At 40.3% G+C, this 26,159-nt stretch carries 26 protein-coding genes; 23 read left to right on the forward strand and 3 right to left on the reverse strand.

The genetic code is table 11. The features are described from left to right. Positions 1-74: 74 nt before the first annotated feature. The 13 genes from DI076_RS01045 (at position 75) to DI076_RS01105 (ending at position 12,262) form a co-directional block, all read left to right on the forward strand. Complete coding sequence (locus DI076_RS01045) at positions 75-452, forward strand: NADH-quinone oxidoreductase subunit A (protein WP_012476226.1); 378 nt, start codon at positions 75-77, stop codon at positions 450-452. Then, positions 443-1,003, forward strand: coding sequence for an NADH-quinone oxidoreductase subunit B (locus tag DI076_RS01050; RefSeq protein ID WP_100718050.1), 561 nt, complete (start codon positions 443-445; stop codon positions 1,001-1,003). Before DI076_RS01045 ends, DI076_RS01050 begins: the two co-directional genes overlap by 10 nt. Continuing rightward, a complete protein-coding gene (locus tag DI076_RS01055) occupies positions 1,000-1,521 on the forward strand; it encodes an NADH-quinone oxidoreductase subunit C (RefSeq protein ID WP_108958207.1) in 522 nt (173 codons plus the stop codon). Before DI076_RS01050 ends, DI076_RS01055 begins: the two co-directional genes overlap by 4 nt. Before the next feature lie 16 nt (positions 1,522-1,537). Next, positions 1,538-2,758 carry an NADH-quinone oxidoreductase subunit D gene (locus tag DI076_RS01060; protein WP_174704998.1) on the forward strand — a complete coding sequence of 407 codons (1,221 nt, stop codon included), beginning with the start codon at positions 1,538-1,540 and terminating at the stop codon, positions 2,756-2,758. Continuing rightward, positions 2,758-3,246 (forward strand): NADH-quinone oxidoreductase subunit NuoE family protein, encoded by a 489-nt coding sequence (locus DI076_RS01065; RefSeq protein WP_108958208.1) that lies wholly within the window; start codon positions 2,758-2,760, stop codon positions 3,244-3,246. The genes DI076_RS01060 and DI076_RS01065 overlap by 1 nt, the downstream gene beginning before the upstream one ends. Before the next feature lies 1 nt (position 3,247). Beyond that, the gene (gene nuoF / locus DI076_RS01070) at positions 3,248-4,519 is read left to right on the forward strand and encodes an NADH-quinone oxidoreductase subunit NuoF (RefSeq protein WP_108958209.1); all 1,272 of its coding nucleotides are present in this window, start codon (positions 3,248-3,250) and stop codon (positions 4,517-4,519) included. 15 nt (positions 4,520-4,534) lie between these two features. Next, entirely contained in the window at positions 4,535-5,605 is a 1,071-nt protein-coding gene (gene nuoH, locus DI076_RS01075) for an NADH-quinone oxidoreductase subunit NuoH (RefSeq protein WP_108958210.1), read from the forward strand. Then, positions 5,584-6,201: an NADH-quinone oxidoreductase subunit J family protein gene (locus DI076_RS01080; protein WP_108958211.1), complete on the forward strand. Its 618-nt coding sequence runs from the start codon at positions 5,584-5,586 to the stop codon at positions 6,199-6,201. The genes nuoH and DI076_RS01080 overlap by 22 nt, the downstream gene beginning before the upstream one ends. Continuing rightward, entirely contained in the window at positions 6,198-6,518 is a 321-nt protein-coding gene (nuoK, locus tag DI076_RS01085; protein ID WP_108958212.1) for an NADH-quinone oxidoreductase subunit NuoK, read from the forward strand. The genes DI076_RS01080 and nuoK overlap by 4 nt, the downstream gene beginning before the upstream one ends. A 4-nt stretch (positions 6,519-6,522) precedes the next feature. Beyond that, the gene (nuoL, locus tag DI076_RS01090; protein ID WP_108958213.1) at positions 6,523-8,451 is read left to right on the forward strand and encodes an NADH-quinone oxidoreductase subunit L; all 1,929 of its coding nucleotides are present in this window, start codon (positions 6,523-6,525) and stop codon (positions 8,449-8,451) included. A 1-nt stretch (position 8,452) separates the two neighbouring features. Beyond that, complete coding sequence (locus tag DI076_RS01095; RefSeq protein ID WP_108958214.1) at positions 8,453-10,192, forward strand: complex I subunit 4 family protein; 1,740 nt, start codon at positions 8,453-8,455, stop codon at positions 10,190-10,192. A 1-nt stretch (position 10,193) separates the two neighbouring features. Continuing rightward, positions 10,194-11,636, forward strand: a complete 1,443-nt coding sequence (locus tag DI076_RS01100; protein ID WP_108958395.1) for an NADH-quinone oxidoreductase subunit N — start codon at positions 10,194-10,196, stop codon at positions 11,634-11,636. Between the two features lie 92 nt (positions 11,637-11,728). Further along, positions 11,729-12,262, forward strand: coding sequence for a cupin domain-containing protein (locus DI076_RS01105; RefSeq protein WP_108958215.1), 534 nt, complete (start codon positions 11,729-11,731; stop codon positions 12,260-12,262). Between the two features lie 136 nt (positions 12,263-12,398). Here the strand turns inward: DI076_RS01105 and recJ are convergent, their stop codons facing one another. Together recJ and DI076_RS01115 are read right to left on the reverse strand one after the other, a co-directional pair. Then, complete coding sequence (gene recJ, locus DI076_RS01110; protein ID WP_108958216.1) at positions 12,399-14,357, reverse strand: single-stranded-DNA-specific exonuclease RecJ; 1,959 nt, start codon at positions 14,355-14,357, stop codon at positions 12,399-12,401. After that, positions 14,345-14,665, reverse strand: a complete 321-nt coding sequence (locus DI076_RS01115) for a bactofilin family protein (protein WP_012388301.1) — start codon at positions 14,663-14,665, stop codon at positions 14,345-14,347. The genes recJ and DI076_RS01115 overlap by 13 nt, the downstream gene beginning before the upstream one ends. A gap of 153 nt (positions 14,666-14,818) precedes the next feature. On the opposite strand from DI076_RS01115, the gene DI076_RS01120 reads away from it, so the two are divergent. The 10 genes from DI076_RS01120 (at position 14,819) to DI076_RS01165 (ending at position 25,773) form a co-directional block, all read left to right on the forward strand. After that, positions 14,819-15,145 (forward strand): hypothetical protein, encoded by a 327-nt coding sequence (locus tag DI076_RS01120; protein WP_108958217.1) that lies wholly within the window; start codon positions 14,819-14,821, stop codon positions 15,143-15,145. Between the two features lie 70 nt (positions 15,146-15,215). Then, positions 15,216-18,512 (forward strand): efflux RND transporter permease subunit, encoded by a 3,297-nt coding sequence (locus DI076_RS01125; protein ID WP_108958218.1) that lies wholly within the window; start codon positions 15,216-15,218, stop codon positions 18,510-18,512. Further along, a complete protein-coding gene (locus tag DI076_RS01130) occupies positions 18,513-19,136 on the forward strand; it encodes an inorganic pyrophosphatase (RefSeq protein WP_108958219.1) in 624 nt (207 codons plus the stop codon). Further along, positions 19,133-20,458, forward strand: a complete 1,326-nt coding sequence (locus DI076_RS01135) for a TolC family protein (RefSeq protein ID WP_108958220.1) — start codon at positions 19,133-19,135, stop codon at positions 20,456-20,458. Before DI076_RS01130 ends, DI076_RS01135 begins: the two co-directional genes overlap by 4 nt. Positions 20,459-20,464: 6 nt before the next feature. Next, positions 20,465-21,646, forward strand: a complete 1,182-nt coding sequence (locus DI076_RS01140; RefSeq protein WP_108958221.1) for an efflux RND transporter periplasmic adaptor subunit — start codon at positions 20,465-20,467, stop codon at positions 21,644-21,646. 50 nt (positions 21,647-21,696) lie between these two features. Continuing rightward, a complete protein-coding gene (lexA, locus tag DI076_RS01145; protein WP_100718067.1) occupies positions 21,697-22,305 on the forward strand; it encodes a transcriptional repressor LexA in 609 nt (202 codons plus the stop codon). 36 nt (positions 22,306-22,341) lie between these two features. Continuing rightward, a complete protein-coding gene (locus DI076_RS01150; protein WP_108958397.1) occupies positions 22,342-22,632 on the forward strand; it encodes an LA_1448 family UV-C exposure upregulated protein in 291 nt (96 codons plus the stop codon). Position 22,633: 1 nt separating this feature from the next. Further along, a complete protein-coding gene (locus DI076_RS01155; RefSeq protein WP_174704999.1) occupies positions 22,634-23,995 on the forward strand; it encodes a S41 family peptidase in 1,362 nt (453 codons plus the stop codon). Beyond that, entirely contained in the window at positions 23,996-25,021 is a 1,026-nt protein-coding gene (tsaD, locus tag DI076_RS01160; RefSeq protein ID WP_108958222.1) for a tRNA (adenosine(37)-N6)-threonylcarbamoyltransferase complex transferase subunit TsaD, read from the forward strand. Beyond that, a complete protein-coding gene (locus tag DI076_RS01165; RefSeq protein WP_108958223.1) occupies positions 25,018-25,773 on the forward strand; it encodes a CDP-alcohol phosphatidyltransferase family protein in 756 nt (251 codons plus the stop codon). The genes tsaD and DI076_RS01165 overlap by 4 nt, the downstream gene beginning before the upstream one ends. A gap of 1 nt (position 25,774) precedes the next feature. On the opposite strand, the gene DI076_RS01170 is transcribed toward DI076_RS01165, so the two are convergent. Further along, positions 25,775-26,125, reverse strand: coding sequence for an STAS domain-containing protein (locus DI076_RS01170; protein ID WP_245918193.1), 351 nt, complete (start codon positions 26,123-26,125; stop codon positions 25,775-25,777). Positions 26,126-26,159: the final 34 nt, after the last annotated feature.

Consider the following 26,159-nt stretch of genomic DNA (forward strand, 5'->3'; position numbering starts at 1 on the left):
AAAATACACGAAAACAAAGGGGAAATTCTTTCTCATCTTGACAACTAACCCCTTTCGTGAGAGCATTTTCATACATGGGATCCGCACCGGATAGTTTTGCACCAATCCTCTTACAACTTTTGCTCGGAGTCGGTTTCTCCGCTCTGATCTTATCACTTGCCTTTCTTTTAAACCCAAAGAAAAAATCAAAACCACAAGATACCTTTGAATGTGGAGTCACCTATTATGGAGATGCGAGAGGACTTTTTAATATCAAGTTTTACTTGGTAGCAGTCCTCTTTATCCTCTTTGATATTGAAGCTGTGTTTTTATACCCTTGGGCTGTGAATCTAATTGGATTCAAAGAAGCAGGACTAGGAACGTTTTTTCTTTTTGAAATGTTTTTCTTTTTACTCATCCTTGTGGTGGGTCTATATTATATCTGGAAAAAAGGAGCACTGGAATGGGATTAACAGAAACACTATCCAAACCGGGTGAGATGTTTGGTGACATGTTCCAAGTTGCCACACTCGACAATGTGGTACAATGGGGGCAAAGTTTTTCTTTGTGGCCTTATCCTTTTGCGACCGCTTGTTGTGGAATCGAATACATGAGTACTTCTTGTGCCGATTATGACATCGCGCGTTTTGGTGCCGAAAGGCCTTCCTTTTCTCCTCGCCAAGCAGACATGATTTTAGTTCTCGGAACCATCACTTATAAAATGGCTCCCGTATTACGCCAGATATACGACCAATTGGCTGAACCTAAATTTGTGATTTCTGTGGGAGCTTGTGCTTCTTCCGGTGGGATGTTTCACACCTATGGTGTGTTACAAGGTGTAGACCGTATTCTCCCCGTGGATGTGTATGTTCCAGGTTGTCCTCCCAGACCAGAAGCACTACTTGATGCGCTTGTAAAGTTACAGAAAAAAGTCCAAAGCCAAGGTTTGGAAGCTCGCCGCCAAGAAGTCATGAAAAAGATCCAAGAGATCAACGAACGTAACAAACCCCTCGTAGTGGCATGAAAGAAAAACTAACCGAATTTATCCAAACTCAATGGAAAGATAGTTTGCTCCCGCAAAGGGACATAAACACCAATCTTCTCTACTTTAGCATCCAAAAGGAAAGCCTACCTACCGTTGTACAGACGTTAAAGGATCACCCTGAGTTTGCTTTTACTTTTTTGAATGACCTCACTTCTATCGATTGGTTAGGAAAACGGGAACCGAGATTTGAAGTGGTATACCTCCTTCGTTCTCCGAGTAACAATCACTTTCGATTCCAACTCCGTGTTCCTGTGGGAGAAGGGGAATCAGTTCCAAGCATAGCGGGAATTTTCCCGGCAGCCAATTGGCCGGAACGAGAAGTATTTGATCTTATGGGGATTCCGTTTTCAAACCACCCAAGAATGGAACGACTCATTATGCCTGATAACTTTGTGGGCCACCCACTCAGGAAAGACTACCCACTCGAAGGCCCAGGCCAAGATTACCTCATCGAGGATTTACTGACCATTCACGTAGAAGAGGATATTACCGGTTAGGCGGTAAACAATCAATATGGTAATGTACGAAAAAACAGCCGAACACTTTGGCCAAAAATTCAAAGACCTACCAGAAGGTCATTTACTCGTTAACTTAGGACCAAGCCATCCTGCTACCCATGGAATTTTACAAAACGTAATCCAGATTGATGGAGAACGAGTTGTTGACACCGAATCTGTGATTGGCTATGTACACCGTTGTTTTGAAAAATTAGGAGAACGTTACGACTATAACCAGTTCTTAGTTTGTACGGATCGAATGAACTATGTATCCACTCCTTTGAACAACATCGGTTGGATCCTCACAGTGGAAAAGATGATGCAAATCCAAGTCCCTGATCGTGTGACATACGTTCGTATGATCATCTCCGAACTTTCAAGGATCATGGACCATATCATTTGTAATGGGATTATGGGTGTGGACCTTGGGGCATTTTCTGGGTTATTACACCTTTTCCACCACCGAGAAAACATTTACCAAATTTTAGAGAAACTCACGGGAGCTCGCCTCACGACCACCTTCTGCCGAGTGGGGGGAATGGAACGAGATATTTACCCGGAATTCCAATCCGAAATCAAACTCATTCTAAAGGGATTAAAACCAGCGTTAGACGAATTTGAAGAACTACTCATCAGGAACAAAATCTTCAATGAAAGAACGAAAGGCATTGGTGGGATTTCTTCCGAACGTGCGATTGCTTACGGTTTTTCGGGACCAAATTTACGCGCTGCAGGTGTCCCTTGGGACGTTCGTAAAGATGACCCTTATATGTTCTATGATAAGGTGGATTTTGACATTCCAGTGGGAGAGGACGGTTCCGCTCTTGACAGGACTCTGGTTCGTATGGAAGAGATGCGCCAGTCAATGCGGATCATCGAACAGCTAATTGACGGTATCCCTGAAGGTCCTTATCATGCAGATGTACCACACACTTTCCTTCCACCCAAAGACCGTGTGTATCACAATATGGAAGAACTCATTTACCATTTTAAGATCATTATGCACGGAGTGAAAGTTCCGCCAGGGGAATATTACCATGCCACAGAAGCTGCGAATGGAGAACTTGGATTCTATGTAGTATCGGAAGGGGAAAAATCTCCTTGGCGGGTACATGTGAGACGTCCATGTTTTTGGTACTACCAAGCGTTCCCAGAAATGGTGAAAGGTGGACTTTTGGCAGATACCATTGCGACAATGTCCTCACTCAATGTCATTGCAGGGGAGCTTGATTGTTAATGGCGTATCAATTTTCACAAGAATCGGAAAAAAGATTCCAAAGACTCATCCCACAATTTCCAAGCAAACGATCTCTCATTTTGCCATGTCTTTTTTTATTACAAGCTGACAAAGGTTTTGTGGATACAGAAGGGATGCAATACATCGCCGATCGGATTGGTGAACCAGTTTCTTTGGCACATGTGCACGGTGTGGCTACATTTTACACCATGTACAATAAAAAACCAGTTGGGAAATTCCATATCCAAATTTGTGCCAATATCTCTTGTTATCTGGCAGGTTCTGACTCCATCACGGAACACGTGTGTTCTAAATTAGGAATCGAAAAAGGGGAAACCTCAAAGGACAAAAAATACACTGTGGATGAAGTGCAGTGCCTTGGGGCTTGTGGGTTTGGACCAGTCGCTCAGATCAATGATAAGTATTATGAAAATTTAACTCCAGAATCCATCGAAAAGATTCTTTCTGAATTGGAAAAAGAAGGATAACATGGGACTTAAAACCTTACTCACAACACATATTAATGCCGCTGATTCTCATACCTTAAAACACTACCAATCGGTGGGTGGGTACGAAAGTTTAAAAAAGGCAATCTCTTGTATGACCGCCGAACAAATTGTAAACGATGTCAAAAATTCTGGGCTTCGTGGTCGTGGTGGAGCTGGGTTTCCTACAGGAAACAAATGGGGCTTCATTCCGAAAACCGACAAACCAAAGTATTTAATTTGTAATGGGGACGAAGGGGAACCAGGTACTTTCAAAGACCGGATGCTCATCGAACGATTTCCTCACATGCTTATTGAAGGGATGATCATTGCGGCAAAAGCCATTGACTCCCACCAAGGTTATATTTACATCCGTGGTGAATTTCACAAAGGGATTCGGATTGTGGAAACTGCCGTGGAAGAAGCATACAAAGCAGGGCTTCTTGGAAAAAATATCTTAGGCCTAGGGTATGACTTTGATTTGGCTGTGTATTCTGGTGCAGGTGCTTATATCTGCGGAGAAGAGTCAGCTCTCATCAATTCTCTTGAAGGTAGGAGGGGCCACCCGCGTCTCAAACCCCCATTCCCTGCGGTATCAGGACTCTATGCTTGCCCAACCGTTGTGAATAATGTCGAAACCTTTTGTAATGTTCCGCATATCATCCGTATGACGGGGGAAGAATACAAAAAAATCGGAACCGAAAAATCGCCCGGGACCAGGCTTTTTGCTGTCAGTGGGCATGTGAAAAAACCAGGGATTTATGAAGTGGAAATGGGAACTCCGATGAAGGAACTCATCTACGACATCTGTGGTGGGATGAAAAATGATAAGGCATTAAAAGCAGTGATCCCTGGTGGAAGTTCCTCACCGATCTTAACGGCGGAAGAAGCGATGACGGCAACAATGGACTATGAATCCATTGCTTCCCTCAAATCTATGTTAGGTTCTGGCGCTGTGATCATTTTATCGGAAGAAACCGATCTCGTGGAAACCACTTACCGATTGGCAGAATTTTATTCTCATGAATCGTGTGGGCAGTGTACACCATGTCGGGAAGGAACACACTGGGTCAAAGACCTTCTCCATAAAATCAAAGTGGGAGAAGGGACAGAAAAGGATGTAGAACTCATCTTTTCTCTTTCCCGAAATATGGAAGGTGGCACCACCATTTGTCCGTTAGCGGATGCTTGTGTGATGGCAGTTCGACCTACGATGACGAAATTTAAGGAAGAGTTTTCTCTTCGATTGAAAAAGGAAGTGAGTCTTTCTCACTAAAGGTCACCAAATACGATGGACTGGGCTTTAATACTTGCTTGGGGGATTAAAATCCTCTCTTTGTTTTTTGTAATCTTAACCGGTGTGGCGTATTATACTCTCGCCGAACGAAAGTTTGCTGGATTTATCCAGGACAGACCTGGTCCAAACCGTGCAGGTCCTTTTGGAATTTTCCAACCATTGGCGGATGGGATTAAGTTCATCGCCAAAGAAGAAATATTCCCAAAAAATGTATCGAAGGGAATGTATCTCCTTGCACCCACAATCTCTATGACTTGTGCGATCATGGCCTGGGCTGTGATTCCCTTTGGCGGGACTCTTCCGGCACCAGAGTGGTTAACCACTCTTACAGGTGTGGCAACCATCGACTTACAAATTGCAAACCCAGACTCTGGCGTTTTGTATATGCTCGCGATTTCCTCTCTCTCAGTCTACGGAATCATGATTGCAGGATGGTCCAGTAACAACAAATACTCGTTACTCGGTGGTGTTCGGTCGACTGCTCAGATGATTAGTTACGAACTTCCCATGGGACTTTCCATTGTTTCCATTGTGATCATGACAGGTTCTCTCAAACTCACAGACATCAGTGACTCCCAAAAAGACATGTGGAATATCCTCTCTCCACCTGGATTTGTTGCGTTTTTTATCTATGTGACAGCCATGTTTGCAGAAACAAACCGTTTGCCTTTTGACCTGGCAGAAGCCGAGTCGGAGCTTGTGGTTGGTTTCCATACTGAATATGGTGCATTTAAGTTTGCTCTATTCTTTTTGGCAGAATACATGAATATGATCACCATGTCTTGCCTCACCACCTTACTTTTTTTTGGTGGATATAATGTTCCTTTCCATCTTGGGGCCGGATCAGAATACCAAGCCTTTATTGGCCTTGGGTTTTTTATCTTAAAAGTATTGTTTTTTGCTTTTTTGTTCATTTGGGTGCGTTGGACACTTCCCCGGTTTCGTTATGACCAACTCATGAAACTCGGTTGGAAAAAGATGATCCCTTGGGGGCTATTTGTTGTCATGTTTGCCTCCATCTACACTGTGTATTGGAAAGAAGGATGGATGAAATTATTTATATGAACCTAGAAACTTCACCATCTCTTTTACTCTTTGTGTTTTTTGGAACGGTTACCGTCATCACGGCTTTAAGTGTCATTTTCCAAAAGAATCCAGTGGTTTCTGCTGTTTCCCTAGTGTTTACCTTTTTTTCCCTCGCAGGGATTTATGGGATTATGGGAGCCTTGTTTATAGCCACCATGCAGGTGTTAGTGTATGCGGGTGCCATTATGGTGCTTGTTGTGTTTGTTCTCATGTTACTTTCTCAAAGAGCTGAAACAATGTCTCGATATCGGAAACACCCTATTCGTTTGGTTTTGTTATCTGTATTTGTGATCGGATTTTTTTTCCTTTTGTATTCCACTCTCACAACGGGTGTCCCTCATTCGGAACAAATGGGAAAAGGGTATGAAAATGCGGAGTATTCATTCCCCATCCAAGGAACGTCCACTGTGAATGCCAAGGGAAACGTGGCAACGGTTGGAGCTTCTACTTATTTAGATTACCTTCTGCCATTTGAAATGATTTCAATTTTGCTACTTGTGGCAGTGCTTGGGGCAGTGATTTTAGCAAAAAAGAAACTCACAGAAATCGACCAAACAAAGGATACGGTTTTATGAATCCAGTTATCAACGGAATCCCCGTTCATTACCTCCTTGGCCTTGCGGGAATCCTTTTTTCCATTGGGGTTCTTGGAGTTCTCATCAGACGTAACATTGTAATCATTTTTATGTCAGTGGAGCTTATCCTAAACTCGGTGAATTTAGTGTTTGTTACCTTCTCCAAAGCTTTATCTCATATCAATGGGGAAACCATTGTTTTCTTTGTGATGGCAATCGCTGCAGCGGAAGCAGCCGTGGGCCTCGCTCTTGTCATTGCGATCTTCCGTCACAAAAAATCCACGAACGTGGATGAACTCCAATCGATGAGATGGTAATCCTATGTTAGATTTATTTCCAATCGTTGTTCTTCTTCCTCTGCTTGGTTTTTTGCATAATGGACTCTTAAAAGATCGAATCCCACACCGATTTGCAGGAGCCATTGGAACCCTCGCGGTTTTTATCCCTTTCCTTATCACCTTAGGTGCGTTTAATGAATTTAATCCAATGGAGCGAACTGCACCACATCTTGTGCCAGTGTTCGATTGGATTCTGATTGGAGATTTTAAAACCTCCTTTGGTTACCAAATCGACCAACTCTCTTTGTATATGACTCTTATCATTACGGGTATTGGATCACTCATCCATCTGTATTCGATGGGGTATATGAAGGGCAATAAAGGATACAACCGGTTTTTTGCTTATCTCAATCTATTTATCTTTTGTATGTTAAACCTTGTCCTCAGTGATAATTTGGTTTTAACCTTCCTTGGTTGGGAAGGTGTTGGTCTTGCTTCCTACTTACTCATCGGTTTTGATTATGACAAATCCTATGCCGCAGAAGCAGGGATGAAGGCATTTATTTTAAACCGAATCGGTGATGTTGGTTTTATCTTAGGGACAGGTTTTCTTTTTTGGTTAGGTGGGAGTTTGGAATACCTTACCTTACAAACCAATTTGAGTGAACTGTCAGAGTTTGCCTCTTATGCCAATCTCATTGCCCTTTTCTTTTTCATCGCAGCGATGGGGAAATCTGCACAGATCCCACTGTATGTTTGGTTACCAGATGCGATGGCAGGCCCAACACCTGTATCGGCTCTCATCCATGCGGCCACCATGGTAACGGCAGGAGTGTTCCTCATCGTACGACTCAACTTTGTATTTTACCTAGCACCGGATACTTCCTTTTTCATTGCATGTATTGGAGCTGCAACTGCACTTTTTGCGGCAACGATTGGGCTTTTGCAAAACGATATCAAAAAAATCCTCGCCTATTCAACGGTTTCCCAACTTGGTTTTATGTTCCTTGCTATGGGTAGCATGAGTTATGTAGCAGGACTTTTCCATCTAATGACCCATGCGTTTTTTAAGGCATTATTATTCCTTGGTGCGGGTTCCGTCATCCATGCCCTCCACCATGAACAAAACATCAAACATATGGGAAAACTTTTTGGAAAAATTAAAATCACATCAATAACCTTCTTACTCGGAACGTTAGCGATTGCAGGTTTTTTCCCTTTCTCTGGATTTTTCTCAAAAGATTTGATTTTAGAAAAAACTTACACCTATGGTGCGTTTGGTTCCGTTCTTTGGACTGTCGGTGTTGTGGCTGCTTTTTTCACTTCCTTTTATATGTTCCGCCTTGTGTTTGTGGTATTTTTTGGAAAGGACAATACCGACTCCCACCACAAAGTGCATGAATCGCCTTGGACCATGACATTTCCTCTCGTGGTACTAGCCGTAGGAGCAGTATTGAGTGGATTTGTCCTTACTCCTCATTTCTTTTTGCACATCGATACATTGGAACGTTACTTTGCTCCAGTTTTGGACAGGGGAACAGTTCTTGCGAACCAAATGGGAACATTTACCAAACACACAGAACTCACTCATCAGGTTGAGATTTCCCTTGCGGCTTTTTCTGTTGGAATCGCAAGTTTAGGCCTTATTTTAGCATATTTCATTTACCAAAGGAAACAAAGTCCTATCCTCGAGGAACATACTGGTTTTCGTAAAATCCTCTTTCATAAATACTACATTGATGAAATCTATGATGTCCTTTTTGTGAAACCTTATGTGTTTTTATCAAAAGGAATCGCATATACCTTTGATATCAAAATCCTAGATCGTTTTTTTCTCGGGATTGGTGGGAGTTTTGGAGTGATTGCCAACGGGTTACGTAGACTCCAATCTGGATTCATCGGTGACTATGCATTGTATGTGGTTCTTGGTACGTTTTGTATCTTGGTTTATTTATTAACAAGGGGGGTGTAAGGTGCCGGAACAAATTTTATCCATCATTATCTTTTTACCGATTGTTTCCTCTTTTCTCATCGTAGTGCAAAAACGTGTGGGAGCAGTGGTAGTGATCTCTGCTTTATCCTCTGCCTTTACGACGATTCTATCGGTGGGCCTTTTTTTCTTTTATGATGCTTCTAAGTCTGGGTTACAGTTTGTGCATTGGATTCCGGATTGGATCCTTTCTGGAAAACTCAGTGTAGATTACCATGTAGGTCTTGATGGAGTTTCACTACTTTTATTTGCCCTGACTACCTTTATGTTCTTTTTATCGAGCATTGCCTCCTGGTCCAATATCCCAAAAAAGATCAAAGAATTCCATATCTGTTTACTTGTATTGGAAACAGCTGTGCTTGGGGTATTTGCCGCAGGGAACTTAGTTTTGTTTTATGTATTTTGGGAGTTAATGGTGCTTCCGATGGTTCTTATGATTGGAATTTGGGGTGGGGAAGAACGTACAAAAGCAGCACTCAAATACTTTCTATTTTCCATGGCCGGTTCCTTGTTTATGTTAGGTGGAATCTTAACACTCTATTTCAAAACAGGAAAAACTTCTATTGAATCCCTTTCCACAGCCAGTTTGGCCCTCTATTCAGAGCCACTCCAATGGTTTTTGTTTTTTAGTTTTTTTCTCGCATTTGCGATCAAAATTCCACTTTTCCCTTTGCATACTTGGATGCCTGATGTGCATACACAAGCACCTACCGTTGGTTCGGTGGACCTTGCTGGTGTATTGTTAAAGATTGGGGCCTATGGTTTCATTCGATTTTGTATTCCATTTTTTCCTGAACAAAGTTTAATTTCACAATCAGGTGTCCAAACCCTTGCTGTGATTGGGATTGTGTATGGATCGATGGCAGCCCTTGTTCAAACGGATATCAAACGGATCGTTGCTTATAGTTCTTTATCTCACTTAGGTTTTTGTATCATCGGTATCTTTTCTTTTACAACGGAAGGAGTGGTGGGAGGAATGTTACAAATGGTTTCCCATGGAATTTCCACTGGGATGATCTTTCTTATGATTGGTATGATCTATGAAAGAGCTCATACAAGAAACATATCTGAGTTTGGTGGTCTTGCCGGCCAGATGCCAGTGTTTTCTACTTTTTTTCTCATCGCAGTACTTTCTTCCATTGGCCTACCAGGAACAAATGGGTTTGTGGGTGAGTTTCTCATCCTTATGGGATCAATCAAATCCAATGTATGGCTTGGTGGTATTGCCGCAACAGGTGTCGTTCTCGGAGCCTTATACCTTTTATGGTTTGTGAAACGATTCCTTTTTGGTGTGAGTAAAACCATACAAGCAAAACCATACAAAGATCTCACCTTTAGAGAAATAGGAATTTTAAGCCCTCTTGTTGTGCTCATTTTTTGGATCGGTCTTTATCCAAAACCATTTTTAGAGATTTTACATACATCATCAAATGTCTTTTTAAATGCAGGATCCATAGAATCTGTTGCAGAAAGAAAACAAATACAAAAGGATTTTCTGGGAACAGGCGAACAAAGATTATTTGCTGATTATATCAGTTTAGGAAAGGAACCAAAATCTTTCGAAGAAAGATTAGGAGCTTATAAATCTTCATTTGCACTGCCTACCTTGGCTTTAAACCAAGAGTCAAATCCAAAACTAGAGGAAAACTTGGAGAATCTAGAGAACTCCATTGAATCCGATTTTAAATTGGAACCAACTCCAAACGAGAAAAAAGGAAACTAACATGTCTTATACTCCTTCTTCGAATGATTTAATTGCAATCTCACCTATGCTCGTTCTTTGTGGAGTTGCTTTACTTTCTCTTGTTGTTCAGTTTTTGATTCCGAAAGAAGAAGAGGGGAAACCACTTTGGATCCTTTCTGTTCTGGGAATCCTTACAGCGATGTATGCGCTTTATCACATTACAAACTCACCTGGATACGGGAAATTTTTTGGATCCCAAATTTCGGTAAGCCCTCTTACAGTATGGCTCAGTGCCATTTATTTAATCGCTGGTCTTATCACACTTCTCATCGCACCTCCCTTTTTATCCCAACATAAAACACTATTCCCTGAGTTTTTTCCCTTACTGCTTTTCTGTTTGTCGGGAATGATGTTTCTCACTTCTGGGTATGATCTGATTGTGATTTTTGTTGGTTTGGAAATTCTATCCCTCGCCTTGTATGTGATGATAGGCATGGCAAGGACTTCCGTGTCTTCTTTAGAAAGTGCGATGAAATACTTTTTATTAGGAAGTTTTAGTTCCGGTTTTATGTTACTTGGAATTGCTTTTTTGTATGGTGGTTCTGGTACAACGAATTTAGACGGTGCCCTACGAGGTTTATTTTTAAAAGGATACGAGGCCAACTTTTCAAAGTTAGGTCTTGGTTTATTTTTAGTTGGAGTTTCCTTTAAAGCTGCACTTGTTCCTTTCCATTCTTGGACACCTGATGTGTATGAAGGCGCTCAAACTCCAATCACTGGATTTATGGCAAGTGCTGGAAAGGCTTCTGCTCTTGGGCTTGTGATCATCATTTTCAATCATGTTCCTGTTGGTGAAATCGGGAATGTTTGGAAAGTACTTATGGGTTCAATTGCACTAATCTCCATGACATGGGGAAATATCGTTGCCCTCAAACAAGAAAATTTAAAACGAATGTTAGCTTATTCTTCCATTTCCCATGCGGGTTATATTGTCGCTGGGATCGCTTGTGGTGCTTCACTTGAAGCATTGTATTATCTCTTTTCTTATTCTTTACTGAACCTTGCTGCTTTTGCAATTATCTCGTATTTGGAACAAGGGAAACATGAAGTCACTGTAAATGGGATCTCTCACTTAAGCGGTGAACATCCGTTAACTGCTCTTGCCCTAAGTGTGATTTTTTTGTCGTTTGCTGGGTTTCCCCCTCTCATCGGATTTTGGACCAAACTTTTTCTGTTACAAAAAATGGCAGAATCGGATCTCCTTTTCAATCGTATCCTTCTTTTTGGAGCGGTGGCAAACTCCTGTATCGCTTTTTATTATTACATGAAAATTACGATCCAATCCTACATGAAACAAGAAACTGGGGCTGTCGCAGGTGTCAGAGATTTGCCGAGTATGCCAACCCTTGGATTTTTGGTCTTTTTGCTCTGTGTGTTTTTTACCGCAGGTTGGCTTTTTTTCCAACCAGGTGCCTTGCTCTAAATCTGTTATAGCAGAATTACATCCAGGATAGCGAAAAACAAGTTGATTCTCTGGGGTATGGAAAAAGGCTAGTGGAAAGGTGGTAAATTCGAATGGCAACGATTGTTAGAAAACAAGAAACGATCCAGGACAAAGACCAAGTGAAAGCATTTTTGACCCAAAAAGGTCTAGTGTATGAGTCTTATAAAACTCCTGAATCATTGGATCTTATCCTTGGCCAAAAAGGTTTATCGGATGCGGAAAAAGAAGAAATACTTTCTGGTTTGGAATACCGTTTTGACCAATTGAAAAAAGAGCATGGATATAAGGCAAATGACCTAGTGGTCCTTCATGATGAAGTACCAGGCATCAATGATATGCTCGCAAAGTTTGACAAACTCCATATCCATACGGATGAGGAAGTTCGGTATATCATCGATGGAAGCGGAATTTTTGGATTCATCATCGACGGGGAACGATTTGAAGTGCATGTAGGAAAGGGTGATTTTATTTCTATCCCAGCCAATACAAACCATTGGTTCACTTTGGACAAACATTTACGAATCAAAGCAGTTCGTTATTTTAAAGACAATTCTGGATGGACCCCTGTGTATGTAGATGAGTCAAAAATCCTCATCAATGCATAAGAGTTTTAAAAAATAGAATTAACATTCTGATAAAAACCATCTCCCGATCTTTTCGGGAAGGTGGGAAATAGAAAAGATTTTATGAAGATTTCTAGTTTAAACTGTTTGTGAAGGATTCTCAATTCATATCCATTTGTTAGGATCCATCCGATTCAGAAATTCCAAACCATTCCACTATGAACTGTAAGGTTTTTCTACCTTGGTAAAAGTTTTCTTCCAAACTTCCTACCAAATCAAAACTTCCATGTTTCGACATAAAGTTTTGGAATTCTTCCCCTTTGTTCCAAATCATAAACTTTAAAGAACCACTCCCTACAATATGGAAACGAACATGTTTTCCTCCACTCAGAGGAGTTAGATGAATTGCTTTGGCATTTTTGATTCCTAATTTGATGTCAGGATTACCCTGGCCAAATGGTTCTAGGTCTTTCCATTCCTTTAAAAGTTTATCACCCATTTCTTCAGGTAAAACAGTAAAGTCAGTCTCAATTAGATGAACTTTGTTGCTTGCACTATCTTCATCTAACCAAAGTTTTGCTTTATCATACAATTCGGATTCAAATTTAGGTAGTTGATCAATTGAGATGGAAAAACCACCGGCTTCTGGGTGACCACCAAAATGTAAAAAATGATGGGAAAGTGACTCTAAGAGTTGGAGTACATTCTCTGGACCATAGGATCGTACACTACCTCTCGCATCACCATTGTCAGGTGCTATAAAAATAGCAGGTTTTTTATAAGTATCTACCATTCTTGTGGCAACTATTCCGCTGACACCTGGTTCCATATCAGGTTCGTAACAATAGACCACTTCTTTCCCCGTTCGTTCTGGTTTTCGTGCAAAATAACGTTCCACTCGGTCCATATTCCGTTTGGTGCGTTCTTTACGTTCTTCATTGATCGATAGGAGGAGTTTGGCCCGAACTTTAGCATCGGATTCTGATTCAGATAAAAGGAGAGAAACTGCTTCTTCGGTTTTCCCCATCCGACCAGCCGCATTCACAACGGGACCAATCGACCATCCTAAATCTTTGGTTGTGATTCCGTTCGGATTGAGTTTGAGTTCTTTTAATAGTTCTTTAAGGCCTTTTCTTTTTTTATCACTGATATAAAGCTTTGTGAGAGATTCTAGCGCAAGTTTCACAAAATGCCGATTTTCTCCCACAAGTGGCATCATGTCGGTTATGGTTCCTATGCCTGCAAGGTCTGTTTCTTCCTCCAATTGTTCAAAAAACTGCGGGATTTTTTGGCATTGGTAAAAAAATAATTTTCTTTCGTCATCTAACGGAATATTGGTGGAAAAGTCTTCTGGGTAAGGATTGACAGCGCTATTAGATAAGTCTAATGTGCTTGCGGTTTCGTTTGAGAGTTTAATTCCATTTTGGAAATAGTGAACTACTTTAGAGCCATCTTCAGCTAAAATGGTTTTGGCATAAAGCTGGTTCCATTCAGAACTTTCATGGAATAAAATCGCAGTTACCAATTTAAAGGATAAGGCAGCTGTGCAGATTTTTTTTTCGGGGTATTCTGAGTCAGTGCGTCTTGGGTTAATGAGTGCGCAGTTTTTGGGAATACGAACGGGAACTTCGTGGTGGTCGAGGACAATCACTTGGATTCCAAGGGAAGTTAATTCATCAATTTCGTCTGCTTGGCTTGACCCAAAGTCAAGTGTGACTAGTAAATCGGGTTTTGCTTTTTTGATTTTAGAAACTGCTTCTTTACAGAGTCCGTATGGATCACTTTCAGAAGAAACCATCACTTCTAAATTGGCCGATTGGAATTCTGGATGTGCTTTTAAAAAGAATGCAAGTAAACAAGTGGAACTAACACCATCCGAATCTCTATCTCCATACAGTAAGATCTTACGATTGGATTTTGCATATGTAAGGAGTAGGGAAACTGCCTCACCAATGTCCGGAAGGGAAAAGGGAGAATGGAAACAAGAAAAATCAGATTGAAGGAGTTCTTTTGGGTGTGTGTTTTGGAAACCCTCCCTACGATCGACTAAATACCGAAGGATGGGTCTCTTAGAATCAACTTTGGTTCGAACTTCGGATAAATTTGGTCCGAAGTGAACCTTTGTTACATGATGCAATTGCCAATAATTTTGGAACCAAATTCCACTTCAAGACCCGGTGTTTTGATATCACCGACAACCTTTCCATTCTTTTTTAATTCCACTTTCTCTTTCGCATCGACATTTCCTTTCAGATTGCCAAGAACCACTAAACTTCCAACTTCCACATCTGCTTCTACATCACCAGTTTCATCGATGATGAGTTTACCATGGGAAGTAATGGTTCCTTTGAATTGGCCTTTGATTTTTAATGTTTGGTTGAAGGAAAGGGTTCCGCGAAACGTGATGTCGTCGCTTATAATTGTGTCTATCGATTCGTCTTTCATCAGTAGGGATAGTGTGTATTCATAGTACAGTTTTGGCAACTCTATCGTTTTCGGTGTTTTGAATTAAACGGAAAAAAGTTCATATTTTGAAGGGAATTCTCTTGTCTCACTGGTTCCATCTCTGAAACTGGGTCTCAAGAATAGGAAACAGCAGTGAAAATAAGACGCTTCTGGAAGTCTGGGTTCATCCTACTTCTAGCGGTTTTCATCAATCTAAATCTGGTTGACGACCGGTTTGTTTCGCCTCTCGAAGATTTGGACTTCCAATACCAATCTTACGAGTTGGAGGAAACGACCCGTGTGCTTTCTTCCTCTAAAGAATCCAATCAGGTTCTCAAACTCGTTCCAAACAAACGAGAACATTCCCTTGTCAAAATTTGCCTCAATCGATTTTCGATTTTGACGACAGAAACTGAATTTTTTACCGAAATCTCTATCTTATTTTTCTTTCTTTACCTACCTCCGCCATTTTTGGCGTAAACGTTGCATGTAAATTACGTCCATTCCCTGTAAAATTTTATAGGGTGGTTTCATATTTGAAATAGGTATTATGTTAGAAAAAATCATTCAGTTTTCCATCCACAAAAGAGCAACGGTTCTTGTGATCACCGCTGTCCTTACCCTTGTGGGTTTTTACAATGCACTCAATTTATCCATTGATGCGATTCCAGATGTGACAAACGTCCAAGTTTCAGCCGTTACTTCTGTGCCGGGTTTATCTCCCCTAGAGGTAGAACAATTCATCACGTATCCCATTGAACTTGAGTTTAACGGGATGCCAAAAGTCACAGAAATTCGATCCATTTCCAGAACGGGTGTGAGTTCGGTGACTGTTATCTTTGAGGATGGAACCGACATCTATTTTGCAAGGCAACTTGTGAATGAACGTCTGAAACAAGCCGAGAATTTTATTCCGAAATCCTATGGGAGACCAGAACTTTCCCCTATCGCTACAGGTCTTGGTGATATTTATGAATTTGCTTTAGTCTCAGAAAGTCATACTCCAGAAGAACTTCGAACGGTAATGGAGTGGGAAGTGGCTAGGCAACTACGTTCTGTCAAAGGGATCATAGATGTGAACGTTGTAGGAGGCGATGCCAAACAATTCCAAATCAAAATTGACCCCAAACGACTGTTATCTCATAATCTCACACTCTCCCATATCACAGAAGCTTTGGAAGGAGCCAATGTAAACTTAGGTGGAGGATACATCCAAAAAGGTGAGGAACAATTTGTCATCAGAGGAGAAAGCCAATTTAAATCCATCGATGATATTTCGCGTTTATCAGTTCGAACTTCAAAAGATGGAATCCCACTTACACTTGGTCAAATTGCTCGAGTGGAAACAGGACCTGCTCTTCGGTTTGGCCTCAGTACCATGAATGGCAAACGAGAAGTGGTAGGTGGGACTGCGATGATGTTACTTGGTAGTAACTCATTACAAGTTGTAGGCCGAGTGAAGGAAAAAATGAAGGAAATTGAATCAAGACTCCCACAAGGGATGAAGATCCAAGTGTATTATGACCGGTCTGAATTCATTGGTCGAACTCTCTCCACAGTGTTTACCAATTTAGTAGAAGCTGCCATCATCGTTTTAGTCTGTTTGATCCTAACACTTGGCACCGTCAAAGGTGCGTTTGCTGTGGCTCTTGCAATACCTGTTTCCATGATGATCGCCACCATTCTGATGAATGCCTTTGGGATTGTGGGGAACTTGATGTCACTCGGAGCACTTGATTTTGGACTCCTTGTGGATGGTTCCATTGTGATGTTAGAGTCCACTCTCCATGGATTTCTGATTCGAAAAAGTTTCCTTCTCTCCAAAACCTCAGCCCAGGACATGGAAGATGGAATGGAAGATGTGATCATGGAATCCTGCATCAAGGTAGTACGTGCTTCCGCATTTAGTGTGGGAATTATTTTACTCGTGTATTTACCACTGATGACACTGGAAGGTGTGGAAGGGCGGATGTTTCGTCCGATGGCAATTACCGTAGCGTTTGCGTTAGGTGCAGCGCTCCTTTATTCCATCACTACATTTCCAGCCCTCATGTCTTATATTTATAAAAAGCCCATTTTACATGAGTCCGCTTTTTGGGAAAAATTCCAAAACAAATATGCGGATATTTTAACCTATGGGATGAAATTCAAACGCCAGTTTACTTATGCCGGGATTGGAGTTGTTGTTATATCCTTTATGCTCGCCTCTACTTTAGGTTCCGAGTTTTTACCAAGGATTGATGAAGGTGAAATCGCTATCGATATCAAACGACTTCCTTCCACAGCAATCAATCATTCCAGGGATTTGAATTTGGAAATGGAAAAGGTGATCTTAAAGTTTCCAGAAACAGTGAGTGTTGTGTCGAGACAAGGCCGTGGTGAATCCGCAGCAGAACCGATTGGTTCGGAAGAAGGTGAGATGATGGTGAAGTTAAAACCCAGGAAGGAATGGGTCACCGCCAAAGACAGAGAAGAACTGATGGAGAAAATGAAAAACTCGATCAATCAAAATGTTCCGTCTTCTTACATCAGTTTGTCGCAACCGATCGAAAACCGTGTGAACGCATTGTTGTCTGGATCAAAGGCCGATATCGTGATTAAAATCTACGGTGATGATTTAAAAACATTAAAATCAATCGCAGATAATTATGCATCCAAAATCAAAAAGATACAAGGTGCCGCAGACTTACGAGTTCAAAAATTACTCGGTCTACCTCTGCTCGAGATCAAAATGAATCGTGGGAATATGGCACGTTATGGGGTAAGGGCGGAGGAAGTCCTAACAACCATCGAAACCCTACGTGTTGGGTTTAATGCGGGTAAGGTATATGAAGGATACAAACGATTTGATTTGATCGTTCGCCTTGATGCTGACGTAACCGATATTGGGGTCATTGAAAATGTTCCCGTTATGACTGAGTTAGGTGGCACGGTTCCATTGGGACAGGTTACAGATATCCAGATGACAGAAGGTCCTGCAGCATTGTATCATGAAGGTCTGAAACGAAGAATCCTTGTAGAGGTGAATGTTCGCGGACGAGATATGATTGGTTTTGTGAATGATGTACAAGCGGCAACAGAATCCATTGAAACAGGTTTACCTCAGGGGTATTATGTGGATTGGGGCGGACAATTTGAGAACTTCACTCGCGCAAAAAACAGGTTGGCGATTGTGATTCCCATTGCAGGTGCCATCATCTTTGGAATGTTATTCATTGCATTTGGAAGTGTTTATTATGCCTTAGGTGTATTTATTCTAGTTCCTTTGTCATTGTCAGGTGGGATTTTATCTCTTGTGATGAGAGGGCTTCCTTTCTCGATCCCTGCAGGGGTTGGATTTATTGCCGCAGCTGGTATATCAGTGTTAAACGGGGTTGTGTATGCATCTGCCTTAAAAGACCAATTAAAAATCACAAGAGATCCATCTATTGCCGTGGTTGAAGCTGCTGTTTATACTCTCAGGGCTGTTGCCACAACAGAACTTGTGGCCATCATTGGATTTTTACCAATGGCTATTGCTTCCAGTGCGGGAGCAGAAGTGCAAAGGCCACTCGCCACGGTGGTAATGGGTGGAGTACTTGTTGCGACTATATTGTCTCGATTTTTATTACCGATTGCATTTGAGTTTTTAGTCAAACTAGCACAAAGACAAGAACTTAGACAAATGGAACGAGAAAGAAAGATGAATGAATATTTTGTAGAAGAAATGAAAAAATACAAAGCATCCGATTCATTCCATTCTACTGATCATTCCCATGGAATTCATTTAGAAAAAGAAGTCCAAGAAGATGATGAAGATACAAAACAATCAAAACAAAATCAAAAAACAAAACGAAAGAGGACATAAATGAAACCAAATTATTACGTAGCACACCCTTGGCATGGATTGGAGTTAGGACCAAAAGCTCCTGATGAGTTAGATGTTTTTATTGAACTAACTCCTCAAGATACAGTGAAATATGAAATTGATAAAGCATCTGGTTTCATTCGTGTTGACCGACCACAAAAGTATAGTAACCGTTCTCCTACTTTGTATGGTTTTATCCCTCGCACTTTTTCTGGAGAAGCTTCGGGCAAACATTGTTCGGAGGTAGTGGGAAGGCCTGATATTGTGGGTGATGGAGATCCAATTGATATTTGTGTATTAAGTGTAAATCCGATCACGCATGGTAATATGATCCTTACTGTGATTCCGATTGGTGGATTACGTATGATTGATAAAGGGGAAGCCGATGACAAAATTGTCGCTGTCCTCAAAGGAGATGAAGTGTTTGGTCAAATCAAAGAGATTTCAGAAGTTCCAAAAGCACTCATCAACAAACTCCATCATTATTTTCTCACTTATAAATTAGATCCGAACTCTCCTTCCACGGGAACTGTCGAAATAACAGAAGTGTATGATCGTGCTGAAGCCATCAAAGTCATTCAATATGGTATAGAGGATTATATCAAAAAATTTGTAACAGTATGAAGCATTTAATTAGATATCTACTCATCCCATTTTTGGGATTCATGACAACTTCAGTTTTTTCAAAGGAAAAAGCTGTATATGAATTACATTCTAAGGATGAGTTGTTTTATTTGGGCGAAGATTCAAGAGCGCAGGATTCCAAAGAAAAATGGAATTTGGACGAGTTAGAAAATTTTGCTGTTTCGAGTAATCCACTGTATTTGCGAGAAAAACAAAATATTGGTATGGCTCGTGGTGATGTGATCACTGCGAGTTTGTATTACAATCCCATTGTCAATATGCAACAGCAGTTTATGGGTGCCTCTTCCAAAGCAGCAACAGGTCTTCCTGAAACATCGATCATTTACAACCAACCTTTTGATATGAGTGGTGTGATTCCACAACGTGAAAAGGTTGCCAAACAAGAGTTTTTGGCAACGATCGCTAGTTTTCGGGATTTTGATCGTTTGTTTCGGTTACGCCTACGCCAAAATTTTTGGACCTACTTATACGTTACGGAACAGATTAATTACCAAAAAGAATTTTTAGAAAATTACCAAGACCTACTCGACTTAACGAAGTTACGTGCTGAGAAAGGAGATATTTCTTTTTTAGAGTATGATCGTTTGGCTCTGGAAAGAGTGCAAATCGAAAGAGAATATCGAAATGCCAGGATCCTTCGCGCTCAAGTTGTTAAAAACTTGCGAGTGTTAATCGGAATTTCTGATATCAATTCACCACTCAATATTAAAGGAAGGTTGGAATTTATCTCCACGAAGGAGTTCGGAATTGATCTCAATGATTTTGATATTGAGGAAAGACCAGACCTTGTTGCATTAAAAATAAGACAACAACGAGAACGGATGAATATTGAACTCAAAAAAAGAGAAATCATTCCTCCGCTTACCCTCGGGGTAGAGTTTTTGAATAAAGGAAATGAAAATGTTGCAGGTGTTTATGCAGCCACTCCACTTCCACTTTTTGATCGTAAACAAGGTGAGATATTAAAATCAGAAGAATCTTATAAAAAATTAGGATTTGATGTAGATGCGAAAAGAAATGAGATTTTATCTGAAATTTCTGCTGCCATCAAAGAATTACAAGCAAGAGAGTCACAGTTACTAGATTACCAGAAGATGGGACTTTTAGAAAAAAACAAAGAAGTGCAAGAAAAATCGAGGCTTGCATACATTCGTGGTGCTTCCAATTTAGTTACGTTTTTGGAAGCCGAAAAAAACTATCTTAGTGTGCTTAGAAGTTATTATGAAATCATTTATCTTTATTACAACGCTTTGGAAGGATATAAAGCATCCATAGGAAAAATGGATAACTCGGAGTTTTAAGCCAACATGCAAAATGAATTGAATTTAAAAAAAATCAGAAATATTAGTATTCTCGTATTACTTGGAAGTGTGTTGTATTTTGGTTATACAAAGTTCTTTGGAGCTGGAAAAAAAACTGAAGCACTCACTGAGGATAAATCGAAATTTGCCATTTCCAGTGAAATACAAAAAAATCATCCCTTTTCCGTGGTTTATTTACAGGAAAGAGCTTTAGAAGAAGAATTACAACTCCCCGGAACAGTTTCGTATGACATGAATAATGTGGCGAAAGTTGGTTCCCGTGTGAATGGTCGAATCTTACAAGTCTTTGTAAAAGAGGGTGAATACGTTAAAAAAAGTACAGCACTTGCATCCATCCAATCTGTTGACTTAGGAACAACTGAAGCTAATTACTTAAAAGCTCGAGCAAGACTCGAAGCATTAAAGGTTCAAGCTGATCGTGCAAAAGATTTGTATGAACGAAAAGTAACTTCAGCCAAAGAATATGAAATGTCTCTAATGGATTATAAGTCTGTAAAGGCAGAGATGGAAACATCTCGGAATGCTTTAGAAAACTTGGGTCTAAATGAAACTGAAATCGCAAATTTAGAAGCTGGCAAATACAATTCTAAAAATTTATACATCCGAACTCCCATCTCCGGTACAGTCACAGAAAGGGAAGCGATCATTGGGCAAGCAGTCAATGCACGTGATAACTTATTCACAGTTGCCGATTTATCAGTGTTATGGATTAATTTAGAAGTATATGAAAAAGATTTAGCTTCGATACGTGTGGGAAATGAAGCAAAGGTGATTCCCATTGGATCTAAAGATGAATCCTTAAAAGCCGTTGTCTCTCATGTGGGTGATATCATTGATCCTGTGAAAAAAACAGCAGAAATACGATTGGAAGTACGAAACTCAAAAGGTAGATTACGTCCTGGACAAAGTGTCACAGCAACCGTTGTGGGTGCAATGGTTACATCATCGGTTAACAAAGCAAAGGTGATTCCATCAAATTGTATTCATAAAATCGAAGGGGAAAACTTTATTTTTGTCAGAAATCCAGATGGTTCTTTCTCAGCGAAAAAAATTGGGATAGGGAAAACCTATGACAATTGGGTAGAAGTGACAGATGGTGTTGGTTCTGGAGAAGCTATTGTAGAAGAGGGGAGTTTTGTCTTAAAAAGTGAATATTTGAAACTATAATCACTAGTTTTTTGTTGACATAACGCCCATTTCCTATTTATCTGTTTAGTATGAAAGACCTCACGGAAAAACAAGAATCTGTTTTACAATACATCTCGGACACGGTCCGTGAAAAGGGATTTCCCCCTACCATCCGTGAGATTGGTGACCAATTTGGAATCACTGCAAAAGGTGCTTACGACCATCTAAAGGCAATTGAAAAAAAAGGTTATATCCGCACTTCCAAAAACCAAAGCCGTGCGATCGAACTTCTGAAAGGAAATGCGGACGAAGCTCTTCTTGTGCGGGCTTCTGGAATCCCTCTCCTTGGGCAAGTAGCAGCAGGAAATCCCATCCTTGCGGAAGAAAACATTGAGGAATACATTGCCGTCCCAGATGATTTGGCGACAAAACCGGGAACCTTTGCCTTAAAAGTAAAAGGTGATTCCATGGTGGAAGCAGGGATCAGCGATGGGGACATTGCCATCATCCAGAAAAAAGATACGGCAAGGAATGGTGAAATTGTCGTCGCTATGATTGATAATGAAGCCACTCTTAAGGTGTTTTACAAAGAGCCTGACATGATCCGACTAGAACCTCGGAACGCAAAACTCAAACCCATTCGCACAAAGAAAGCAACGATAATTGGAAAACTCATAGGTCTCTATCGTATTTACTGATTGACCAAGAGTAGGTTTCCTCTCATCCTAGAAGGGATGTCGAAACATCTCTTCTCACTCGCCTGTATCACACTCTCCCTTTTCCTTGTCAGTTGTGCTCCCAAAAAACAAGAAATCAATGCTTATGATTTAAAACGTGTTTTGGAACGATTTGCTCAAAATCGAATCCAAACGGGGCTTATGGCAGATACCAAACGACCAACTCCATCAGACGTACAATTATTCGAAGAAGCGTGTGATGTGTATCGTTTGTCGGTCCCTGAGGCAAAAGAAATGTTAAAAAAAGAGAATAAGGCATTATACGAGTCAATATATGGAAATGAATAAAGTGAAATTTTCAGAACGTTTTTTATGGGTGAGTGTCACCTTGTCCTTGTTAGGATTAGTTTTTTTCCTCAGTATTGAAAAAGTAAAAGCGATTTCATCTGATGGGGAAAAATACCTTCAAATTTTACATGAAGTTGTTGCTTATATCGAAAACGACTTTGTTGAACCCCAAGAAGAGAAAAAAATATACATTGGAGCGATCCAAGGTGCCTTACATAGTTTAGGTGACCCACATACTCGTTTTATCGATGTGGATGAATTTAAAGAACTACAAAACGAAACCAAAGGGAGTTTTGGTGGCATTGGTGTAGAACTCAACTACCAAGAAAATGCATTTGTCATTGTGGCACCGATTGAAGGAACCCCTGCTTGGAAGGCTGGTCTTTTACCACAGGACAAAATCATTGAAATTAATGGGAAACCAGTCAAATCACTTTCCCAAGCAGAATCTTTTGCCATGATGCGTGGCGAAGTGGGAACCTCTATTTCCATGAAAATTGAAAGGAAGGGATTAAAAGAACCTTTTGTTGTCAATTTAGTGAGAGAACTCATTCAAATTCGTTTTTTACGTTCCTTTTACCTTCCTGAAAAAGAAACAGGTTACATCAAACTAGTTCAGTTTATGGGGAAAGATACAGGCAAAGAGTTTGCTGCTGCAGTTAAAAACTTAAAAGACTCAGGAGCCAAAAAACTTGTTATCGACCTCCGAATGAATCCAGGTGGACTCCTTGATTTAGCAATTGATTTAGCAGATTTGTTCCTTCCTCCCAATTCAGACATTGTCTCCGTAAAAGGTAGAGGGGGAGTTCTCATTAAAAGTTTTAAGTCGGAAAATCGTGATTTAAAATTCTTGGATTTGCCTGTTGCTATCTTAGTTAATGGTGGGTCTGCGAGTGCATCCGAAATTTTAGCTGGAGCGTTGAAGGACAACAAACGAGCGTTAATAGTTGGAACACAGAGTTTTGGAAAAGGAAGTGTTCAGTCAATTATTCCCTTGTCCTTTGGTGCTGGTGTTGCGATCACCATTCAAAAATACTATACACCATCAGGAATTTCCATTCATGGAATAGGAATCACTCCTGACCATGTCATCAATCCAGTTTCTGCCAATGAAGACGAAAAGTATGCTTTGGAAAAACTATTTAAGAAAAACTTAATACGACCTTTTTTAGAATCTCATTCAGAATTTAATGAAATCTCTATCACCGATTTTAAGGAGATCCTTAAAAAGGAAAATTTGAAGATTTCAGATTCTGTGATACGTATTTTTTTATTCAATGAAATGAGAATGGGTTCTTCCCAATCTAAACCAAGACTTGACTTGGACATTCAATTATCAGAAGCAATTAACCTATTGAAATAAATGGTTTATGGAATTGGGATTGAATCCAGTTGTGATGAAACGTCAATTGCCATTGTCAAAGATGGCAAAGAATTAGTTTCACTCAAAGTATACAGCCAAATTGAAACCCATTCTCCTTACCGGGGAGTGGTTCCCGAAATTGCCTCTCGCGCACATTTGGAAAAAATAAATTCACTTCTTTCTGTCTGTATGGAAGAATCAAATTTGAAGTTCTCTGATTTGCAATATGTTGCCGTGACAGGGTATCCAGGTCTTGTTGGGTCACTTATGATTGGAGCACAACTTGCAAGGTGTATCTCACTTGTGCATTCAATTCCCATTGTTCTTGTGAACCATTTAGAAGCACACTTAACTGTGATTGGACTCGAACACGATTTGCCCACATTTCCTTGGTTAGGTGTCCTGCTTTCGGGTGGGAATTCATCCATTTACATCTATAAAGATTTTGGTGAATTGGAATTACTTGCCGATACAAGGGATGATTCTCTTGGAGAAGCGTTTGATAAAGTAAGTGCCATTTTGGGTTTACCTTACCCAGGTGGCCCCATCATTGAAAAAATGGCATCTTCCTTCGAAATACCAAAAGGAGAAAAAAGTCCCTTTCCGAAGTTATTAAAAGAAGACACACAGGATACCATTCGATTCTCCTACAGCGGCTTAAAAACAGCTGTGATGTATTACCTAAAATCATTCACAGGTATGCCTCCCATTGAAAAAATTGCTTACTACTTTCAAAAAACAGCCTTTGAATTAGTTGTACGAAATATAACAAAAGCGATCGAAAAAACCCAAATCAAAACGATTGTTGCCGCTGGGGGAGTGCTCGCGAATGAAACACTTAGGTCTACCCTCCAATCGGAAGCCCAAAATCGATCTTTTCAATTGTATTACCCCCAAAAAAAAATTTACTGCACGGATAACGGAGCGATGGTGGCATGTCTTGGATACCATCTTTGGAAAGAAAAAAAATTTGTAGGGCTCGATTTTAAAATCAGTCCAAAACGAAACTTTGAACAAATACTATGAAACTAAAATTAACTTGGATCCCCAATACCTTAACCCTCGGAAACCTCACTTTAGGTTTTGTTTCCATGTTACTTGTCTCTGAGACAAACCCAAGCCAACCAAATTCACATGAATTGTATTCCCTAGCAGGTGTGTTTATCATCTTAGCTGCGTTATTCGATGGTTTTGATGGAATGGCTGCGAGAGCTCTGAATTGTACGAGTGAACTTGGTGCTGATTTAGATAGCCTTGCAGACCTTACCACATTTGGAATTGCACCTGGTTTTTTAGCGTATAAAATGTTCTTTTTTGATATCAAACTCGATATTTTTGATAAACCAGATTATCTGCCTCTCGGAATGTTCATCGCGGCCTTGTATCCTATTTGTGCTGCTTACCGATTGGCAAGGTTCAATGTTGCCCATGATCCAAAGTCATTTAATGGACTCCCTTCTCCTGTGGCAGGTGTTGTGATTGGAATTTTCCCTATGGTTTTTTCAGTATCACAAGTGCCGTTATGGACTGCTGTTACCTTCTTTGTGATTACCGCATTACTTATGGTTTCCACGTTACGATACAGCAAACCCCAGGTAGCAATGCGTGGACTCTTTTCTTGGAAAAAATTAGGTATTAGCCTTTTTGGTTTGGGACTCATTTTGTTTGCAATTGGATTTTACCGATGGCCCTATGTGATGTATGGCGCAGTTGGTTTTTATGTATTTTCGGGGATTGTATCTTTCCTCATCCAAACCATCCAAGACTACCGAGTTTAATTCATTCGACTTGGAAAATTTCTAATAAATTTGCGACACTAAAAATGGTTCTGATTTCACTCGAGAGATGGACCATTTTTACTTTTTTGTTTTTTTCTTTTGTCCAACTGTAGGTATGAAGTAGGATTCCGATTCCCGACGAATCCAGATACGTTAAGTGTTGGAAATCGAAAACCAGTTCTGTGACCGAATCTGAATCGATCAATTCCTTAATTTCCAATTTTAATTTGGGTGTGTCCCTTAATGATAAGGAACCATTCAGATCGATGATGGCTTTTGAATTCTCACGTTTGATTTCGTATTGAAACATAACTTCAGTTAAGACAACATCTGAAAGAGGAAATACAATCAAAAAACGTTTGATTTTTCCAAAAAGGACTCTAGAA

Source organism: Leptospira ellinghausenii (genome assembly GCF_003114815.1).
Taxonomy (GTDB): Bacteria; Spirochaetota; Leptospiria; order Leptospirales; family Leptospiraceae; genus Leptospira_A; species Leptospira_A ellinghausenii.

What these genes read in the sequence shown, in the direction of transcription:
- DI076_RS01045 (WP_012476226.1), top strand. Translation starts at nt 75, where the DNA reads ATGGGATCCGCACCGGATAGTTTTGCACCAATCCTCTTACAACTTTTG.
- DI076_RS01050 (WP_100718050.1), top strand. Translation starts at nt 443, where the DNA reads ATGGGATTAACAGAAACACTATCCAAACCGGGTGAGATGTTTGGTGAC.
- DI076_RS01055 (WP_108958207.1), top strand. Translation starts at nt 1,000, where the DNA reads ATGAAAGAAAAACTAACCGAATTTATCCAAACTCAATGGAAAGATAGT.
- DI076_RS01060 (WP_174704998.1), top strand. Translation starts at nt 1,538, where the DNA reads ATGGTAATGTACGAAAAAACAGCCGAACACTTTGGCCAAAAATTCAAA.
- DI076_RS01065 (WP_108958208.1), top strand. Translation starts at nt 2,758, where the DNA reads ATGGCGTATCAATTTTCACAAGAATCGGAAAAAAGATTCCAAAGACTC.
- nuoF (WP_108958209.1), top strand. Translation starts at nt 3,248, where the DNA reads ATGGGACTTAAAACCTTACTCACAACACATATTAATGCCGCTGATTCT.
- nuoH (WP_108958210.1), top strand. Translation starts at nt 4,535, where the DNA reads ATGGACTGGGCTTTAATACTTGCTTGGGGGATTAAAATCCTCTCTTTG.
- DI076_RS01080 (WP_108958211.1), top strand. Translation starts at nt 5,584, where the DNA reads ATGGATGAAATTATTTATATGAACCTAGAAACTTCACCATCTCTTTTA.
- nuoK (WP_108958212.1), top strand. Translation starts at nt 6,198, where the DNA reads ATGAATCCAGTTATCAACGGAATCCCCGTTCATTACCTCCTTGGCCTT.
- nuoL (WP_108958213.1), top strand. Translation starts at nt 6,523, where the DNA reads ATGTTAGATTTATTTCCAATCGTTGTTCTTCTTCCTCTGCTTGGTTTT.
- DI076_RS01100 (WP_108958395.1), top strand. Translation starts at nt 10,194, where the DNA reads ATGTCTTATACTCCTTCTTCGAATGATTTAATTGCAATCTCACCTATG.
- DI076_RS01105 (WP_108958215.1), top strand. Translation starts at nt 11,729, where the DNA reads ATGGCAACGATTGTTAGAAAACAAGAAACGATCCAGGACAAAGACCAA.
- DI076_RS01115 (WP_012388301.1), bottom strand. Translation starts at nt 14,665, where the DNA reads ATGAAAGACGAATCGATAGACACAATTATAAGCGACGACATCACGTTT.
- DI076_RS01125 (WP_108958218.1), top strand. Translation starts at nt 15,216, where the DNA reads ATGTTAGAAAAAATCATTCAGTTTTCCATCCACAAAAGAGCAACGGTT.
- DI076_RS01130 (WP_108958219.1), top strand. Translation starts at nt 18,513, where the DNA reads ATGAAACCAAATTATTACGTAGCACACCCTTGGCATGGATTGGAGTTA.
- DI076_RS01135 (WP_108958220.1), top strand. Translation starts at nt 19,133, where the DNA reads ATGAAGCATTTAATTAGATATCTACTCATCCCATTTTTGGGATTCATG.
- DI076_RS01140 (WP_108958221.1), top strand. Translation starts at nt 20,465, where the DNA reads ATGCAAAATGAATTGAATTTAAAAAAAATCAGAAATATTAGTATTCTC.
- lexA (WP_100718067.1), top strand. Translation starts at nt 21,697, where the DNA reads ATGAAAGACCTCACGGAAAAACAAGAATCTGTTTTACAATACATCTCG.
- DI076_RS01150 (WP_108958397.1), top strand. Translation starts at nt 22,342, where the DNA reads ATGTCGAAACATCTCTTCTCACTCGCCTGTATCACACTCTCCCTTTTC.
- tsaD (WP_108958222.1), top strand. Translation starts at nt 23,996, where the DNA reads ATGGTTTATGGAATTGGGATTGAATCCAGTTGTGATGAAACGTCAATT.
- DI076_RS01165 (WP_108958223.1), top strand. Translation starts at nt 25,018, where the DNA reads ATGAAACTAAAATTAACTTGGATCCCCAATACCTTAACCCTCGGAAAC.